We start from the raw sequence: 19,029 nt of genomic DNA, 5'->3' as shown, positions 1-19,029 counted from the left end.
TAAGCCATATTTTAAAGCTAAGGACTTGATATCGCAGCTAAAATTGTTGCTGGCGCTAAATCTTCAACTTGCCAATAGTCTAGGTCGCGTTCGGCAACCATATCCGCTAGGCGCGTTCCTAATACCACATAACAAAAATCATTCAGCGCTAACGGCGTTACTTGAGGGTTAAAAGTATCAGATGCACTCACCTGTGACTCAGCAACCACCTGTAACCAATGCTCAAATGCTGTACCACTACTAACAATCACGATAGGTTTTTCGATTTGCGGCTCTGTTTGTGTTTGCGCTTGTCCCTGCAATGCACGATTAAAGTGCTGTTGCCAATGCTGATATTGCGCGCTTGCCGTCTCTGGCATGATACGCTCATACCAGGCAATGCTATCAATATGGACGCCGCGCGCGTGTAGCGTATCAACCAACAGCCGCCGTCCGCCCAGTCCGCGCCATACCAGTAACTTATCTCCTGCTTGTAATACCTCAATCTCAGGCATCGCCAGCATACCCTCATTATTAGCAAGAGTGGGCTGCAATACCTCATAATGAATAGGCAAGCGCTCATCCGCTAACACTGCTGCCGTTGCTTGACCGACCGCAATGATATGACTGGGCGCTTTTATGGTGCTATGGCTACTTTGGTTCTGTTCATGCTGATGCTGATGATTACTGCTAATTGTCTCATCTTTGTGTTGCAAATCAGCTTGTAAATCTCTTAACTGTTGCCAAACCGCCAGACCAGACGCTGCGGCGGTTGGGCTAACAATGACCAACGCCTGATAGTCGCCTGCCAACCATTGGCGCATGATATCGATATCAGGCTCTGATACCGTACGCGGTTGTAGCGCCAGCATAGGAATATCCACAACGCTAAAACCAGCTGCTTGCAGATGAGCCGTTAACGGCGCAGCGCGCTCGATGGGTCGCGTATTAATAACCACACGCGCAGGCGCTATACCAGTAGAGAATGGGGCAGAGAGTGTCATAAACCAACCATGTTATAAAAAGAAGATTTAGCGCATCAACAATATAAAAGCCTTGATAGCGTCAGGCTTAAATTTAAAACTAGTCTTCTGGATGATAAATCGCTGATAAAATAGCGCCCGCACCAGTAGCAAGCAGCATATCAGCAACCTCAATACCCAACTGATTGGCTTGTGCTTCTTGTTCAGCCTGCGTACCCGTTAACACCACGCGCTTGTCGGCTTTTAGTAAAGCACTACCATCTGCTTGCCCAACGCGTCCACGCAACCATAACGTATTGCCAGCATCATCATTAGCAATGTTATTACCGTCTTGGCTATCACTGGCACTTTCAGCATGAAGTACCGCATAGGCAGCAATCGGTACTTGGCAACCACCTTCTAAATGACGATTGAGTGCACGTTCAGCAATCAGACGAATACGGGCTTTATCATCATTTAATGGGGCTAATAACGCCAGTATGTCAGCATCGCCTTCACGGCACTCAATTGCCAATGCGCCTTGACCAACCGCAGGCAGACACATATCAATATCCAGCTCACCACGGATACGCGCATCAAGCTCAATACGCTGCAGTCCACTGGTTGCCAAAATAATAGCATCATACTCGCCAGCATCTAACTTACCTAAACGTGTACCGACATTACCGCGCAACGTTTTAATCTGCAAATCTGGGCGATAAGTTTTAATCTGACACTGACGACGCAGACTTGACGTGCCGACAATCGCACCTTGCGGCAGCGCGTCGATATTATCGTAAGTGTTAGATACAAAAGCGTCCGTTGGAGCTGCACGCGTACAGTAAGCACCGAGCATCAATCCTTCTGGCAAATCCATGGGCACATCTTTGAGTGAATGCACGGCAATATCTGCCTGTCTGTCATACATCGCTTGCTCAAGCTCTTTAACAAACAAGCCTTTACCCCCAATTTTTGCTAAGGGCGTATCCAAAATTTTGTCACCCTTAGTGACAATTTTTAGTAAATTAATGGTCAAGTCTGGATACAACGCGAGCAGACGATCACGAATATGTTCTGCCTGCCATAGTGCTAATGGACTTTGGCGCGTGGCAATATTTAGAGTGGTAACAGTCGGTTGAAACGTGCTGCTCATAGGGAACCTCGATAAAAGTGATGCTATAAATTGGTGATGTAGTGATGCAAAAAAATACCCCTATTTAAGCATAAATAAGGGTTGGATGATATGGGGCGTTTATTAGAGGCTTGAGAATGAAATAAGTTATACTTTTACCCTCTATGTAACCTTTGTATTGACATACCTTATTTTTGTCTACCTTTCCCTTACATGCTATGTATCTTTTCTCGCAATGACGGCAAATGACGACGGCTCACCGCGAGAGTCTCATCAACACCTTTAAAACGCACCTGATATTGACCTGAATCGACTGTTTCCAAAAAATCAAGGTAGCTGAGATTGATAATGGCATTACGGTGGACACGGAATAGCTGATCGCCAAACTCTTCTTCCAAATCTTTTAAGGTATCATCAATTAATACCACGCCATTTTTATGACGAACCTTGACATATTTTTGATCTGCTGTGCAATAATAAACATCACTAAGTTTGATTAACTCAACCCCGCGATGGGTACGAGCGGTAATATGCTCGCGTAATGGCTTTGCGGTAGGATCTTCTAGTTTGCGCATCTCATTTAATTGCGCTGCATTCAATTGCTTGGCTTTATTTAACGCTTCAAGCAGCTCATCTTTATTGGCAGGCTTTAACAGATAGCCGACAGCGTTGGCTTTGAATGCAGCAATGGCATAATGATCATAAGCGGTGACAAAAATAATAGCAGGTGGACGCTCAAATTCGTGCAACAGCGTAGCACAGCGCACCCCATCCATCTCAGGCATCCGAATATCCAGTAGTATGACATCAGGTTGATGCGTCTTTACTGCAGCAATAGCATCAGCGCCCGTTAGCACCTGTGCGACTACCTCATGCCCTGACTCTTGCACAATCCTAGTCAAACGCTCACGGGCTAATGGTTCATCATCACAAACTATAATGCGCATGTATTTCCCTCTTTGACCACTGAATAAACAATAATAAATGATTATGGCGTTATTAAACCGTATGCATGCCAATCCCTACCCATCGAACGCCCTTAAAACAACTAAATCTCTCTTAACCTACTTCCATAGTACGCCAATTTGCTTTAAAGCAAAGGACAAATTAGCAACCCGTAAAGTATCCCTATTTGACCGCCTTTATTTTGATTAACTATATAATATAACAAGGTAATGACGGCAAAGAAGCCGATGCGCGTGCTTTGTACCCGTGGCTGATTCTAGCAGGCTATTATTAGCGACATTTTTAACTGAATAATAGACATTATGCCTAATAGAAAATAGACAACACCCGTTCAAATTAGGTGCTTTTTTGGTAGCTGTTGGCATGATAGCAATCATCCATAAAATAATGGTGCAACAATCATGCCATTGTAAGAGCAGATAACAGAATAAAGGAATAGTGATAAGGTGGTTATAAAGTAGAGAGAAGATAAAAATAAGCCACTGTTAATCTTAATGACACACGCTAAAAGCACATAAATATCTTATCTATCACGGTGATGTATATCAGGCTTAAAAAGCTAATACCTGCTAATTTTGAGGCTATGTTGCACCTACAATGCACCTTCTTTATAGTCCCACATCTTGTAATGGGTAGTCAATTATGGTGATTACTTGGGTGTTGGTGATGGTACTTTTAATATCAGCATCTTGACCAAAGTGAGCACGAAGCCGCTCTGCTTGTATATTAAAGTTAATTTGTTGGCGTAGCTCATGCGCTACCATAAAGGTCTTATCTGGTAACTGTACCGTGACTGTGATGATTACGCGGTGCGACTGCCATGTTACAACGATATCAATAGTAATGGTTTCAGTGGTTCTCTCAACCACATTGAGTAACATTTTTTCGAGCACCATCTGTAAGGTCAGCGCCGTAATGATCATATCGTACATCACATCTTCTTCTGGCAACTGCCATCTGACTACCAGCTTATCTGCTAACCGACACGCTTCAATAGCTAAATAATGCTCGCATAGTGCCACCTCTTCTTCAAAGCTAATCTCACGCGCCCCATCAAAACTGGCACGAAATAAGGCGGAAATATGTTGCAGTAATATAGCAGCACGCGCAGGTTCGGTTTCAGTCAACGATGCTAAACTATTAATGATATTAAAAAAGAAATGCGGTGAGATACGCGATTTCATAATGTCGTTTTGGGCAGTGAGCTTATCTTCAAATGACTGTTTTAGTATCATTAACTCGCGATGACGACGCAAAAAGTACAACAAAAATACAAACGTAAAGCCGCCAGTAATTAAAACATTAAACAAAACGTTATTTAAAAAAACTTGGCTATTGTATTCAATCCAGCCCGCATTAATCATTATCAGCATAATGAGGGTGACAGATACAGCAGAGCCTATCGTCAGCAATAATAAAATACGTAGACTGACCTTTACCACATTCTCATGTCGGAAAGTAGGACGCATATAGTCAATAAGGTAGAGCGCTGGAAGAATCGTTGCCACATTTTGAACAATACGGCTGGCAAATTTGATTAAAAAGTCTGACCACGTTGCTAAATCTTGTCGATTGATAATAGTGACAAATAATGACCAAAAAAAGATATACAGTATCCACTGCCAAGGTCTCATCATCTCCATGAGCTTGGGGACAAAAAACTCTAAGCGCTCCGCTAGTAAGGCAACCTCATCCTTTGCTATACTTAAGTCCTTATTCTCCTGACTTGTCTTAGACCGATATGAACGCCAATTTTTCAAATAATAGTAATCCTGAGCAAAATAATAATTCACATGCATCTGATTCTAGCACAGATGTTTCTCTTGCGAATAGCCAAAGCGTATCTGCACCTACAAGTGAAGGCAGCGGTAAAGGTCAACAGATGTGGGGCGGACGTTTTAGCGAAGCCACTGACAGCTTCGTTGCTGCCTTTACCGCATCTGTTGGCTTTGACCAACGCTTTGCCCGCCACGATATCGAGGGCTCAATCGCCCATGCAACCATGCTCAAAGAATGCGATATTTTGGAAGCCAGTGAAGTTGCAACCATCATTGATGGTCTGCAGCAAGTGCTACGTGAAATCGAAGCCGGTGAGTTTAACTGGTCGATTGCGCTAGAAGATGTACACATGAACGTCGAATCACGCCTGACAGATATCGTCGGTGCAGTGGGCAAAAAGTTGCATACCGGTCGTAGCCGTAATGACCAAGTGGCGACCGATATTCGTCTTTGGTTACGTGAGGAAGTCGATAACATTATCGCCCTACTCGTACGTTTGCAAAGTGGCTTGTTAGATTTGGCTGAGCAGCATACCGATACCATTATGCCGGGCTTCACGCATTTGCAAACTGCACAGCCTGTGAGCTTTGGTCATCATGTGATGGCATGGTTTGAGATGTTGTATCGCGATACCGAACGCTTGGTTGATGCGCGTCGCCGTATCAATCAGATGCCGCTTGGTAGTGCTGCCCTTGCAGGTACGACGTTCCCAATCGACCGCACTATTACCGCTGAATTATTAGGTTTCGAAGGTATTTGCCAAAACTCGCTTGATGCCGTATCAGACCGTGATTTTGCCATTGAATTTACCTCGGCAGCTTCTATTTTAATGATGCATATGTCACGCATGAGCGAAGAAATTATTCTTTGGATGTCTGCGCAATTTAACTTTGTACAGATTCCTGATCGCTTTTGTACCGGCTCTTCTATCATGCCGCAAAAGAAAAATCCTGACGTGCCAGAATTGGTTCGTGGGAAAGCTGCGCGTGTGTTTGGGCAATTGATGACTTTATTAAGTCTAATGAAAAGTCAGCCGCTTGCCTATAATAAAGACAATCAAGAAGACAAAGAACCACTTTTTGATTGCGTCGATACCTTGACTGGTTCGCTATTGGCATTTGCTGATATGCTGCCAAACATCACCCCTAATAAAGAAAATATGCGCGCCGCCACCATGAAAGGCTATGCTACTGCTACTGACTTAGCTGATTATCTGGTGCGTAATGGCGTAGCGTTCCGTGATGCTCATGAAGTCGTTGGTAATGCCGTTGCGTTAGGTATTAAAGAAGGCGTTGATTTGAGCGATTTATCTTTGGCGCAATTGCAGCAGTTTAGCGATGCGATTGGCGATGATGTGTTTGAGTATTTGACGTTAGAAGGCTCACTTGCTGCGCGTGACCATTTAGGCGGTACTGCACCCAATCAAGTCAAACAAGCGATTAGCCGTGGTCGTACTCGCTTGGAAGTCTTTGCCTAGACTGATACTTTTAATTGTTTAAATACTTCACTTAAAAACGCCCGCCATTGTTGCGGGTGTTTTTTTGAGCAGAATCAGGTACAGTACTAGGCAATCTCATTTATTCTTAACATCATTAAAAAAGCCATTAAAAAAACCTTTATAAATCAGGAGTCTTTCATGACCGAAACGTTTAACCCACAAGCCAATACCGTTTTTTGCCGTAAATATCAGCAAGAGTTACCAAAAATGCCGCATCCGCCTTTTCCTAACAAAGCGGGTCAAGCGCTACAAGAAACGGTCTCTGAAAAGGCTTGGAAAGAGTGGCTTGAGCAGCAAACGATGCTGATTAATGAAAATCATCTTAGTATGCTTGATCCTGAAGCTAAGAAATTTTTAACCGATCAGCGTGATAAATTTTTGGATAATGAAGATTATGAGCGCGCACAAGGTTGGACGCCAGAGAGTAAAGGCTAAGCAACTCTTTAATCTTACCGATAGCAATATCATGCTAAAAAATAAAGCGGCTAAAGGGCTGGGACTTGCTGGCGAAGTTTGCTAGTATAAGGAAGATTTACAACACTGACAGACTCGGGGTGCGATATATATTGACTGCTTAATAGGCAGTTAACGTATGGTCGCTGAGAAACCACCCGCCGAACCTGATGCGGTTAGTACCGACGCAGGGAAGTCTTAAGCCTATGTTGTATCGTACAAAGGGCGCGCAGAAATGCCTTTTTTATTATTGCCAACATTGAGTAGAACTTTAGACTGCTAAATGCTGTTTTAATAAAAATGATGCCCACCAATCCTTTAGAAATGACTTATCAAGGTTTATGTTGATAAGCTATTATATTGCGATTGAATTTGTCGGTATAAAATAGTCTTGCCCCGCAGCTACTGGCGGTGTTGCCTTTACCACTGGACAACACGCTAGGACAGCATATGACTACTTCAGATATTGGCTCACAAGCCACCAAGCATACCCCGTCAAAAGTAACTGCTAAAGCAGACGCGTTAAAAACTCCCGCCCATCGCAGCGAAAAAGATGCCCGTTTTGAAGAAGACGCGCGCGACTTACATCGCATTTTACCTGCCTCGCGCAAGGTTTATATTGAAGGTTCACGCCCTGATATTCAAGTACCGATGCGCGAGATTACCCTTGACCCAACCCCGATTCAAGGCGTGTCCGAGTCCGAATGGGAGCAAAACCCACCGTTTTATGTGTATGACACCTCAGGCGTTTATACCGATCCTAATGCCACCATTGATTTGACCAAAGGTTTGCCTAAACTGCGCGAAGATTGGATTAAAGAGCGTGGCGATACCGAACAATTAAGCGGCTTATCAAGCGATTATGGGCTAGCACGTGCGCGTGATATCAGCACTGCTAATCTACGCTTTGCTCATATCGACAAACCGCGCCGTGCTAAAAAAGGACAGAACGTCACGCAATTGCATTACGCGCGCCAAGGTATTATCACGCCTGAAATGGAATTTATCGCCATTCGTGAAACCCAAAAACAGCACGAGCTGACCGACATGCGTCAACATGAAGGTGAAACGTTTGGTGCGCACACGCCAGCGATTATTACGCCTGAATTTGTCCGCAGTGAAGTGGCTGCCGGTCGCGCTATTATTCCAAACAACATCAACCATCCTGAATCTGAGCCGATGATTATCGGGCGTAATTTCTTGGTCAAGATTAACGCCAATATCGGAAACTCAGCGCTCGGCTCTTCTATTGATGAAGAAGTATCCAAAATGACGTGGGCGACGCGTTGGGGTGCGGATAACATCATGGATTTATCAACAGGTAATCATATTCATGAAACCCGCGAATGGCTGATTCGTAACTCGCCAGTGCCAATTGGTACCGTGCCAATTTATCAAGCGTTAGAAAAAGTCGATGGCGTTGCAGAAGATTTAACGTGGGAAATCTTTCGTGATACCTTGATAGAGCAAGCCGAGCAAGGTGTGGATTACTTTACCATTCATGCTGGTGTACTGCTGCGTTATGTACCGCTGACCGCCAATCGCTTGACCGGTATCGTCTCTCGTGGTGGCTCTATTATGGCGCAGTGGTGCCTCGCCCATCATAAAGAAAGCTTTTTATATACCCATTTTGAAGATATCTGCGAGATTATGAAGCAGTACGACGTAGCCTTTAGTTTAGGCGATGGCTTGCGTCCGGGCTGTTTACAAGATGCCAATGATGAAGCTCAATTTGGCGAGCTGCGTACCCTTGGTGAGCTGACCCAAGTCGCTTGGAAGCATGATGTACAGGTGATGATTGAAGGTCCAGGGCACGTGGCAATGAACCGTATTAAAGAAAATATGGACTTGCAATTAGAAGTCTGTGCGGACGCGCCTTTTTATACCTTAGGACCCTTAACCACGGATATCGCACCGGGTTACGACCATATTACCAGTGCCATTGGCGCAGCGATGATTGGCTGGTTCGGCACCGCCATGCTCTGTTATGTGACCCCTAAAGAGCATTTAGGTCTGCCGAATAAAAAGGATGTCAAAGACGGTATTATCACTTATAAAATCGCTGCCCACGCCGCTGATTTGGCAAAAGGTCATCCGGGCGCACAAGCGCGTGATAATGCCTTATCTAAAGCCCGTTTTGAGTTTCGTTGGGACGATCAATTTAACCTAGCACTTGACCCAGACACTGCGCGCGAGTTTCATGATGAAACGCTGCCAAAAGACGCCCATAAATCAGCGCACTTTTGCTCGATGTGTGGTCCTAAGTTTTGTTCAATGAAAATCACCCAAAATGTCCGTGATTATGCTGCTGGACTTAAAACCTTAGCCGATACGAAAAATAGCGTGACGCCGCAATCAGGTGCGCTCAATGATGCTGAGCATTTGATTAAAAAGGTAGATACGCAATTGGTCGAGCAAGTTGGCTCGGCAAGCGCTGAAGAGATTCATCAAGGGATGGCAGAGATGACTGAGAAATATCACAAGGAAGGTCGTCAACTATATAAAGAGGTATAAAGCTATAGAGATTACCTGTTATTAAAGTATAAAAAAGCCCCTGTGAATATCGCAGGGGCTTTTTTATGCGTACATTAATTTTTTAATATTAAACCTTCGACGCCTGATAAATCTCATCAATCGAGGTATTAATGGTATCGGCAAATTCTTTATCGCTTTGCTGTTTGCTCAAGCCTTCAGTAAAGGCACGTGAGAAGCTGGCAATCATACCCGGATTTTGCTTCAATTCTGCACAGGCATCCGTGCGGCTATAACCACCCGATAACGCCACGACTTTGAGTACTTTTGGATGGTCAATCAATTCTTGATAAAATCCAGCTTCTTCAGGCAAGGTCAGTTTAAGCATCACTTGTTGCTCATCATTTAAGCGCTCAAGATTATGCAAAATACTGGTTTTAAGAATCAGCTCACACTCATGCTTCTTCTCGCTATTGATATCTACTTCTGGCTCAACGATTGGCATTAAACCCTTTGATAAGATTTGCTTTGCCACGTCAAACTGCTGTTGTACGACCAGCTCAATACCATCAACACTTGGCTCATAAACCACAGAGCGCATTTTAGTACCAAATACTGGATAGTTCTTTGCTTTGTCCAATAATAAATCTAGATTTGGCATTGGGCGCATGACTTGTACGCCATTCATACGTTCTGCCAAGCCTTTATCGACCTTTAAAAATGGAACGATTTGCTTGTCTTCCCATAGATAATTAGCCGTGGGCTTGCCATTGACCGCGCGCTCCATGGTATCTTCGAACAAAATTGCACCAATTACTCGCTCATTATCAAAGCAGTCGCACGTCATGATACGCGCACGCATCTCATGGACTTGGTCAAACATCGCTTCATCATTGTCATAAGCATCGCCCATAACCCCGTAATTTTCTAATGCTTTTGGCGTGCTGCCGCCACTTTGGTCAAGCGCTGCGATAAATCCTGAACCATTTTTGATACGTTGTAGCTGTTTGTTATATTGGTTTTGATATTCCATGGAAAGAGCATCCTGTTGTTATAAGTGAAGGTGTTATAAGTGAAGGTGTTATAAGTGCATGGTGTCTAGTTAAAGGTAAAAAGCGAACGAGATAAACGGCTGGTAACGAAAATTATCCGCGTACCGTTTTTGGATAACCTTACCATAGGTCGCGCGATGTGCCTAATACAGTTGGGTTAAAAGCGTGCAAATCCAAGATAAAAATAAACAATAGTCAATTATAATAATAGATAAACGAAAATTATTTTTAATTGAAAATTGAATTTAAGCCAAACTGCTTTAATTCATAACCTTTTTAAATCAAAACAGCTTTAAACCAAAACAGTTCTAAGCTAAAAATAACACCGCCACACAAGCAATGGCTAATAATAGCCCTAGCATATTTATACGGTTGAGTGATTCTTTAAAGATACCGATGCCAATAATAGTAGCAACGGCAATAACGCCTACATTCATACCAGTAAAGACGATGCTTGGCGACTCAGACAATACTTGATGGGCGCGGATATAGGCGTAAATATTACCGATATTGAGTGCACCCAGTAACACGCCAGCCGCCAGCGCGCGACTGTGCCAGCGCACACGTACCACTAATAAATAGCCAAACAATAACAAGCCGGCAAACCCAAAACTTATTAGCAAAGTTAATGGAAATGCGGCACCTTGTTTTGCAACTTGCTTAAACAAAATATCAATAACGCCATAACCAGCCCACACGCCAAATAACCAAAGCGGCGTACGTAACGCGTTTTTCGATTGGGAAATATCCGTTTTATCGTCCTGAACATCAACCGTATTATTATGACGCTCTAACGGCTGCGGACGATAAATCAATGCGCCTAATGCCAATAACCCAAGCAATAAACCAAAAATACGCGTGCCGGTAACGACTTCGCCAAATAATAAAAAAGCCGCAATTATTGGAATGATTAATGATAAGCGCTGAGCGGCATCGGTAGCGACCATGCCCACTGCTGCAATAGCACGACCCAATATTACAAATACGGTCGGTAATAAAATACCAAGGGCGATAATAATGCCCCATGAGCCGCCAAGTTTATCAATGCCTGTGATATCAGGCTTAAGCAATAGCCATGTTAATAATAATGCAACCGGATACCCAGCAACGATGGTTTGGCGAATATCTAACTCTTGTTGTCGTAATATTTTAAGAAGCACAGAAACCGCAACGCTACACAGCACCGCCAGCAGTAAATACAGCATAAATAACGACCTTTTTTATTATTATCGTGTTTTATTATTATCATGGTTACAAGTTCCATTGAACATAGCTATTAAACCGACAGCGTATGAAGAACGGCTTAGAAGGTAACAAGTTATGTCAATGGCAGCAATCTATTTTTAATTTACTACATCTGATGAACGCTGCCGTGAAAGGTGTCTGATGCGTTCAAATTACAATTACGCTGCAAGGCTGATTGCGAAGTTTTGCTAAAATAGAGTGCTATTTTACTAACATAAATCACAGTACAGGATGACGTTGACTGACGCCTATCTTGACCTACTGTTATTGACCTATTGCTACTGCCTATGAATGCTCTATTTCGCTTTTTTGAAACCCGTCTGTCCGCCTTTCCTGATACCCCAATGCCACTGCCCCGTGATGGGTTGCTAAAATTTTTGTGGGCGTGTACCAAAGGTCTGCGCGGCTGGCTACTGCTGTTTATGATTCTCTCCGCTGGGGTCGGCGTTTATGAAGCGCTACTGTTTGCGTGGATTGGTAATTTGGTCGATTGGCTGGGCGCGTATACGCCCGATATGCTGTGGGCAGAAAAAGGCGACATGCTGCTATTGATGCTGGCGGTGCTGATTATTAGCCCATTTTGGATTACCTTATCTTCGTTGATTCACTTTCAGGTGATTCAAGGGGTATTTCCCATGCAGATGCGCTGGCGCTTTCACCAGCGGATGCTGGGGCAATCGATGCAGTTTTATCAAGATGAGTTCTCGGGTCGAGTTTCTGCCAAGGTAATGCAAACGGCGCTGGCGGTACGGGATACGGTGATGACCGTTACCGATATGGTGATGTATGTCACGGTTTATTTTATTACCACCGGTGTCATTTTATTTAATCTTGATAGTCTATTATTGATCCCATTTGCCATTTGGTTTGTGCTTTTTGGCTTAACAATGTGGTATTTCATACCAAAACTTAAAATCACTGCCATTGTGCAAGCCGATGCGCGCGCGCTGATGGTTGGGCGTATTACCGATGCTTATGCCAATATTATGACGGTCAAGCTATTTAGTCATTCACGCCGCGAGCTGGGTTATGCCAAGAATGCAATGGGGCAATTTTTGGGTACAGTACACGCCCAAATGCGCTGGGTTAGCTATTTAGAAGTAGCCAATCATACTATCAGCGTGATTTTGATTGGCTCGACAGCGACGATCGGCTTCTATCTATGGCAACAAGGCGCGATTGGTGTCGGGGCAATTGCTGCTGCAACTGCGATGGCACTGCGTTTAAATGGTTTGACCCGCTGGATTATGTGGCAAACCGCAAGCTTATTTGAAAGTATCGGCACGGTGCAAGATGGTATGCGCACCTTATCTGCGCCGCAAACCATTATTGATAAGCCTAACGCGCCAACATTAACAGTTACTGACGGTAGAATCGTCTTTGATCATGTTGATTTTAGTTATGAAAGCGATAATAAGGTCACTAGTGCGGTTACTGATAAGGCAAATCATGCCGAGCTTGAAGGCAAGCATCTTGATGAAGTGGATACAGCGCTCACCGCTTCGCGAGTAAAACTCTTAGATGATTTTCATTTAGACATCAAACCGGGTGAAAAAATTGGCTTGGTTGGGCGTTCCGGCGCTGGTAAATCTACGTTGGTGAATCTGCTGCTACGCTTTTTTGATGTGGACAATGGAAAAATATATATCGATGGGCAAGCCATTGATGAAGTCACTCAAGAGTCTTTACGACAGCAGATCGGCATGGTGACTCAAGATACGTCATTGTTACATCGTACAGTACGTGAAAATATCGCTTATGGACGCCCTGATGCCAGTGATGAGGCGATTATTACGGCAGCAAAACAAGCGCAAGCGTGGGGCTTTATCAAAGATTTATATGATGATAAAGGCAATACGGGACTCGATACCCAAGTTGGCGAGCGCGGTGTCAAACTCTCTGGCGGGCAACGTCAGCGTATTGCCATCTCACGAGTCATGCTCAAAAATGCACCGATTTTACTACTTGATGAAGCGACCAGTGCCCTTGATTCTGAAATCGAATTTGCCATTACTGAAAGTCTAAATGACATTATGACTGGCAAAACAGTGATTGCTATTGCCCACCGTTTATCAACCATTGCGGCACTTGATAGATTGGTCGTCATGGATAAAGGACGCATTATTGAGCAAGGCAGTCATGACGAATTACTGGCAGCGCATGGCGTCTATGCGCGCTTATGGCAGCGTCAAAGTGGTGGATTCTTAGGTGAAGATAGCGAGCAGGAATAAATGAGCGACTCAATCATAAATGAAGGGGCTTAAGATGGAAGCGTTTGCAAAGCGTATGATAATAAAAAGACAAGCTGCCCGCTATTACGATTTAAGTCTGCTGAGCTCGATAGCAAATCAAGAACAGCAAACACGCCCACGCGCTCATTTTTATGGTGGTAATGGCTTTACTGTCGGCAGCTACACACCATTACTAAAGGCGCTTAGCGCAAATCTTGAGGTAAGCGCACTTGCCATGCGCGGTTATTGGTACGATAAGCCAAACAGTAAATGCCTAACACGCGCGCAAGATGCTGAGATGCTGATTGAGTTTTTAGAAAAAACGCAAGACGCGCCTATTATTGGCATGGGTCATTCGCAAGGGGCAACGGCTACTGCTATTGCAGCGGCAAAGCGTCCTGACCTGTTTTCACAATTGTATTTAATAGAACCGGTCACCTTTACCAAAGCGCAAACGCGACTTTATAACTTGACCCCGCGCGCGCTAAAGCTTACCCGTGAACCTTTTAAAAGTACGTTAACAAAACAAGCTACATGGGCAAGCGTCGCAGAATTTTATGAGCATCTACGCGCCCAACGCGCTTATCGCCGTATTAGTGACAAGCATTTGCAAGTATTCGCCGGACAAAGCTTAGAGCAGCAGCAAGATGGCAGTTATCAGTTAATATTTATCCCCGAGCAAGAGCTGGCGAATTATTTTGGTACGCCTTATATTGATGAGGCACTTAAACAATTACGCTGTCCTTATACCTTGATTACGGGTAAGCCGACTTTATTTATCAGCGATAAAGTCAGAAAAAATTGGGCGAAATTTATCCCTAATGAACGTATCATATCCTTGCCAAAGTATGGGCATCTCCTGCCTATGGAAGCGCCTGAACGTTGTGCTCAAATCATCATTGACCATTATCAAAACGGTAAATAAGCAACGCTATGACTGACCTTTTCTCCCATGCGCCCACGGATAACCTATTGCCTTATGATGGTCAGGCTCATGATCTCGGGATTATTATTGATTATCCCAGTCCCTTATTTTATAACCTAGTGACTGAGCTACCTTGGCAGGCGGATATGGTTACTTTATTTGGCAAAACGCATACCACCACGCGGCAAATCGTATGGATGGGCGATAGCGATATTGGCTATCAATATTCTGGTCATATGCGGCGAACCATCCCTTGGACAAACACCATACTGTCTATCAAACAGCATGTAGAACAGCAATTGTTAGAGATTGGGATTGAGGCGAATTTTAACTCGTGCTTGCTTAATTATTATCCTTCTGGCGAGGATGGTATGGGTTATCATGCCGATGATGAAAAAGAGCTTGGCGTGCAGCCGATTATCGCCTCTTTATCGCTTGGTGCCACGCGCAAGTTTGTGTTTAAACATAAAAAAACTCAAGATAAAGTGGCGCTTTATCTTGAGTCCGGTCAACTGATTGTCATGTGTGGTAATACGCAAACCTTTTGGAAACACAGTATCACCAAAACCACAGCGGTGCATGAGGGGCGTATCAGCCTAACGTTTCGGCACATACAACAGTAACGCGCTTAAGGTGAAAACTCACTCTTAAAATCCACCTTTTCGTCATCGCTTTTATCGGTTACTTACCCAAGTTCTTTATTAAACTTCCGAAGTTTGTAAGACGATTTTGCCAAAAGTATCGCCTTTTTGTAGCTCATTATGGGCAGTAATAACTTCGGATAAGGGATAGCTGTGCGCTACTACTAAGGTTAATTTACCATCTGCCACTTGTTGTAGCACCCGTGCCATATCTTCACCATTTGGCTGCACGGCATAGCCATCAATACTTAGATTCTTATCGCTTCCTGCCTCTTTTAATTTATCCACCCAAATAGACGGCAATACTTTAACTCGTCCGCCAGACTTAAGTACATTTAGGGCGCGCACGCCAGCTTCATCACCGACCAAATCTAACAATATATCGGCTTGCAAATCAGGGAAATTATCATCTTTGGTATAGTCAATCCAGCCCGTCAGCTGTGATTTATCAATTAAGCTATCCAGCTTGGCGTACTTCTCTGCTGAGCAAATCACGGTAAGCTTAATATTATTTTCAGTAATTTTATCCATAAGCATTTGAATCAATAAGTGACCAACGCCGCCTGCTGGCGCGTTCATCACCACATGCTCGCCATCTTCAATATCAGAAAATGCTAGGAACTGTAATGCAGTTTGACCAGCACACGGCAACGCGCCCGCTTGTTTTAGTGTGACGTTGTCCGGCACAATGGCTAACAAATTGGCATCTACGGCTACGTATTCTGCATAGCAGCCGCTGGCAAAACTTAAGGCGGCAACCTTATCACCAATCGCAAATTTCTCACTATGACTAGCAACAACTTCGCCAGCAACATCGAAACCTAAAATTGCGGGTTGATCATGATCAAATTTATCTTTTTGAATATTGGCAGCGCCCCAGCCTTTACCTTGACGGGTTTTATAATCGACCGGATTAATTCCAGCGTAAGCGACTTTTACTAAAACTTGTCCTGCGTCAAGCTCAGGAATAGCAACGCCTGCTTGATAATTCATGACGTTAGGTTCACCAAATGCGCTGATAAGTACGGCATGTTGGCTATGAGTCAGTTCTTGTTGAGACATTTTAAATATCCTTATTTAATGTTGGTTATTATTCAATCATAATTATTGGTTTTATGAGCAGTAGATTATTTATTATTATGTTTTGAGCATTTAGCTACGCTAATGCCAATTCTGCACTTATCGGCAGATGATCTGACAGTTTTGACCACGGCTTGCCCGTATGTACCCACGCATCTTTGACGACTAAGTTACGCACATAAATTCGATCCAAGCTTAATACCGGTAATTTTGCAGGAAAGGTTGCTGACAATTTACCATGACAGCTTTTAAAAGCTTCGGTCATACCGAGACTGATTGCGAGCCGATCACAAGACATTTTTTTCCAATCGTTAAAATCACCTGCCAGTACCAGCGGCTGGTCAGGGGCAATGGCATGACGCACATAGTCGCTGATGGCTTGATACTGCTTAATGCGGTCGCGCTCAAATAAATTAAGGTGGGCGCACAAAATCACCACCGGCATCTCCCATCCTACAGGTTGCACTTCGCAATGCAAGACACCGCGCTGTTCCAACTTATTGACCGTGATATTCACATTATGTTTGGGGTCGAGCGGAAAACGGCTAAGTACGGCATTGCCATGATGACCATTGTCGTATTCTGAATTTTTACCATAGCTGTTTTCCAGCTGCAAAAACTCCCCGAACCATTCGTGTTGCGACTGGTCAGGATACTCATTGTATTGCATATTGCGTTTGAGGTTTTGCCCTTGCACCTCTTGTAGACATAAGACATCTGAACCCACATCTTCTAGCGCTTTGGCAATGCCTTGCATTTTAACTTGTCGATTTAATGGCGACATGCCTTTATGAATATTGTAGCTGGTCAGGACAAAAGAGTTTTTAGGTGTCATGGATTCTATCGTCATCTATTAGAAGTAACATTATTATTAGCAGGATTCAGCACGGTTAGCAATGCATACGGTGATTATCAATACGCATTCAAGAAACCATTTTTTACCTGCTAACGTGCCGTATTTTGTGATAAGTATTAAACCATCATAAACCATCGGTATCTAAAACGATGCAGTAAATAACATAATGCTTAATAAACAATGCTGAATAAAGCTTGAATACCCAATAAATAAAAAAAGCACCGGCTCAACTGAACCAATGCTCTTTTTATTAAAAATCTGACTTTCTATCAAACCTGTTTTCGTTAATAGCTATGTTTTAATAAATAAACAGTTAATGATTAATAACGGGTTACCAAGGCAATAGGTTGGTCAGCACTCATAATATCTTGTGGCATAAAGACTGCCTTGCCGCCATTATGAATCACATGCTCAATGATAAGCCCGATGACATCATCCGTCACATCCGCGCTTCCTGTTGTCTCATCAGTGACGCTCAGTGTTTGGGCATCTTCATCTATTTTAGCCGATTGCACGTAGCCGCGGCGCACGTATAACGTCTCGCCTGCGCCTTGATAGGCGGCACGGTATACATCTTGTAAATCCGTGCTTAACGCATTAGCGCCGCGCGCTTTATCAATCTCGCCAAGCGCGGCTTCGTGTAAAGAAGTACGGTAGCCTTCTACTGCTTCTTGCACACCATCAATAATATGCTGGGCATTACCACTATCAAGGTCAGTCAAATTTGATACCGTTGCAATGATATTTTCAGGACGATCACAGACATCTTTATAGTAGCCGATATTTTTGGTATCGCCGACAACAACCAGCGGCATTTTATGCTCGCCCCACAGCTCTTGCACGCTCTTATCAACTTGATTAAAGAACTCTTTTAGATAGCTGTTTTCATTATTGGCAGAACGATCAGAACCACCATCGCCCGTGGTATAGAGTCCATTATTATCGATAGGGAACGGGATATTTTCCATATTGTTTTGCTGAATACTGTCGTTATCAAACTCTCTAACGACGCGATCGTTTGCCGCTTCAATCAGACGCGCCTTATCACGGGTCAATACGACAGTATAATAGTGCACGGCACTTGCCATATCACGCACTAGATCACGAGTTGCAAAGCGATCAGAGATAACCACACGCTCAACGGTATCAATCGGCATACGAATGACTTGGACATCGTCAGTACTTGCGAAAATAGCCAAGGTATCGAGATTATAATTATGATTCAGCTCTTGTGTTTCAGCATGAATTTTATCCAGAATCGTAGTGGCAGTACGTTTGTCATACTCATTGGTCAGGCGCTCTTCCACCACTTTTAATTGATTTTTTAGAGCAATAGGATCTTGGTCATTGGCAGGATGGGCACGATGGGTTTTTACAAAAATACTGACCGCTGGATTGGCTTTGGTTTCACGAAGACTTTTGAGTGTCGCTTTCATAAATACTTTTCCTTATTTTATTATCATTAAGTTTGATAGTCATTAACTTTATAATGGTAAAAGTGGGTTTTATTTGAAGCACATCTTTATTTTAATTTTGTTCTAAAGTTTTGTCTTGCATCTTGTACTATCAGTTTTATTCGAAGCTTATCGTCTTTAACCATAGCAAGTTCGTTGATAGCACTATACGGTGACTTTGCAAGGAAATGATGACAGTTTGTAAGTAAGCATAGACATTGATAAATCTTCTAGTTACCGCTTATTCCTTATATTACTTAGTTAAGAAATGGACTAAGTGCTTGGCTTGCATTCTTCTGCAATC

General features: G+C 43.5%; 15 protein-coding genes and 1 riboswitch. Of the genes, 6 read left to right on the top strand and 9 right to left on the bottom strand.

Annotated features, from left to right (window positions below; genetic code table 11):
- Positions 1-17: 17 nt before the first annotated feature.
- The 4 genes from AAEY78_RS00195 to AAEY78_RS00180 form a co-directional block, all read right to left on the bottom strand.
- A complete protein-coding gene (locus AAEY78_RS00195; RefSeq protein ID WP_352336305.1) occupies positions 18-983 on the bottom strand; it encodes a uroporphyrinogen-III synthase in 966 nt (321 codons plus the stop codon).
- A gap of 79 nt (positions 984-1,062) precedes the next feature.
- On the bottom strand, positions 1,063-2,094 hold the full coding sequence (gene hemC, locus AAEY78_RS00190) for a hydroxymethylbilane synthase (protein WP_352336303.1): 1,032 nt from the start codon (positions 2,092-2,094) through the stop codon (positions 1,063-1,065).
- Positions 2,095-2,282: 188 nt separating this feature from the next.
- Positions 2,283-3,020 carry a LytR/AlgR family response regulator transcription factor gene (locus tag AAEY78_RS00185; RefSeq protein WP_352336301.1) on the bottom strand — a complete coding sequence of 246 codons (738 nt, stop codon included), beginning with the start codon at positions 3,018-3,020 and terminating at the stop codon, positions 2,283-2,285.
- A gap of 627 nt (positions 3,021-3,647) precedes the next feature.
- On the bottom strand, positions 3,648-4,799 hold the full coding sequence (locus tag AAEY78_RS00180; RefSeq protein WP_352336300.1) for a histidine kinase: 1,152 nt from the start codon (positions 4,797-4,799) through the stop codon (positions 3,648-3,650).
- A gap of 122 nt (positions 4,800-4,921) precedes the next feature.
- Here AAEY78_RS00180 and argH point away from each other — a divergent pair, with 122 nt between their 5' ends.
- From argH to thiC, 3 genes are all read left to right on the top strand, one after another.
- Positions 4,922-6,295, top strand: coding sequence for an argininosuccinate lyase (gene argH / locus AAEY78_RS00175; RefSeq protein WP_352336797.1), 1,374 nt, complete (start codon positions 4,922-4,924; stop codon positions 6,293-6,295).
- A gap of 159 nt (positions 6,296-6,454) precedes the next feature.
- Positions 6,455-6,751 carry an oxidative damage protection protein gene (locus AAEY78_RS00170; RefSeq protein WP_352336298.1) on the top strand — a complete coding sequence of 99 codons (297 nt, stop codon included), beginning with the start codon at positions 6,455-6,457 and terminating at the stop codon, positions 6,749-6,751.
- Between the two features lie 105 nt (positions 6,752-6,856).
- A riboswitch (TPP riboswitch) is annotated at positions 6,857-6,980 on the top strand.
- A gap of 239 nt (positions 6,981-7,219) precedes the next feature.
- Positions 7,220-9,283, top strand: a complete 2,064-nt coding sequence (gene thiC, locus AAEY78_RS00165) for a phosphomethylpyrimidine synthase ThiC (protein ID WP_352336296.1) — start codon at positions 7,220-7,222, stop codon at positions 9,281-9,283.
- Positions 9,284-9,371: 88 nt separating this feature from the next.
- On the opposite strand, the gene AAEY78_RS00160 is transcribed toward thiC, so the two are convergent.
- Together AAEY78_RS00160 and AAEY78_RS00155 are read right to left on the bottom strand one after the other, a co-directional pair.
- Positions 9,372-10,274: a fructose bisphosphate aldolase gene (locus tag AAEY78_RS00160; RefSeq protein ID WP_352336295.1), complete on the bottom strand. Its 903-nt coding sequence runs from the start codon at positions 10,272-10,274 to the stop codon at positions 9,372-9,374.
- Positions 10,275-10,601: 327 nt separating this feature from the next.
- Positions 10,602-11,498 carry an EamA/RhaT family transporter gene (locus tag AAEY78_RS00155; RefSeq protein ID WP_352336294.1) on the bottom strand — a complete coding sequence of 299 codons (897 nt, stop codon included), beginning with the start codon at positions 11,496-11,498 and terminating at the stop codon, positions 10,602-10,604.
- A 327-nt stretch (positions 11,499-11,825) separates the two neighbouring features.
- Here AAEY78_RS00155 and AAEY78_RS00150 point away from each other — a divergent pair, with 327 nt between their 5' ends.
- From AAEY78_RS00150 to AAEY78_RS00140, 3 genes are read left to right on the top strand one after another with little or no spacing between them, the layout of a single operon-like run.
- Entirely contained in the window at positions 11,826-13,769 is a 1,944-nt protein-coding gene (locus AAEY78_RS00150; RefSeq protein WP_352336290.1) for an ABC transporter ATP-binding protein, read from the top strand.
- Between the two features lie 34 nt (positions 13,770-13,803).
- The gene (locus tag AAEY78_RS00145; protein WP_352336289.1) at positions 13,804-14,694 is read left to right on the top strand and encodes an alpha/beta fold hydrolase; all 891 of its coding nucleotides are present in this window, start codon (positions 13,804-13,806) and stop codon (positions 14,692-14,694) included.
- A gap of 8 nt (positions 14,695-14,702) precedes the next feature.
- Positions 14,703-15,317, top strand: coding sequence for an alpha-ketoglutarate-dependent dioxygenase AlkB family protein (locus AAEY78_RS00140; protein ID WP_352336287.1), 615 nt, complete (start codon positions 14,703-14,705; stop codon positions 15,315-15,317).
- Positions 15,318-15,395: 78 nt separating this feature from the next.
- Here AAEY78_RS00140 and AAEY78_RS00135 read toward each other — a convergent pair whose 3' ends face one another.
- From AAEY78_RS00135 to AAEY78_RS00125, 3 genes are all read right to left on the bottom strand, one after another.
- Positions 15,396-16,397 (bottom strand): NADP-dependent oxidoreductase, encoded by a 1,002-nt coding sequence (locus AAEY78_RS00135; protein WP_352336286.1) that lies wholly within the window; start codon positions 16,395-16,397, stop codon positions 15,396-15,398.
- Between the two features lie 94 nt (positions 16,398-16,491).
- Entirely contained in the window at positions 16,492-17,250 is a 759-nt protein-coding gene (locus tag AAEY78_RS00130) for an endonuclease/exonuclease/phosphatase family protein (protein ID WP_352336284.1), read from the bottom strand.
- Positions 17,251-17,591: 341 nt separating this feature from the next.
- A complete protein-coding gene (locus AAEY78_RS00125; protein ID WP_352336282.1) occupies positions 17,592-18,707 on the bottom strand; it encodes an AOC03_06830 family ribosome hibernation factor in 1,116 nt (371 codons plus the stop codon).
- Between the last annotated feature and the right edge of the window lie 322 nt (positions 18,708-19,029).

It is taken from the genome of Psychrobacter sp. 16-MNA-CIBAN-0192, from assembly GCF_040309565.1.
Taxonomy (GTDB): domain Bacteria; phylum Pseudomonadota; class Gammaproteobacteria; order Pseudomonadales; family Moraxellaceae; genus Psychrobacter.
This window is presented reverse-complemented; position numbering and strand designations above follow the sequence as displayed.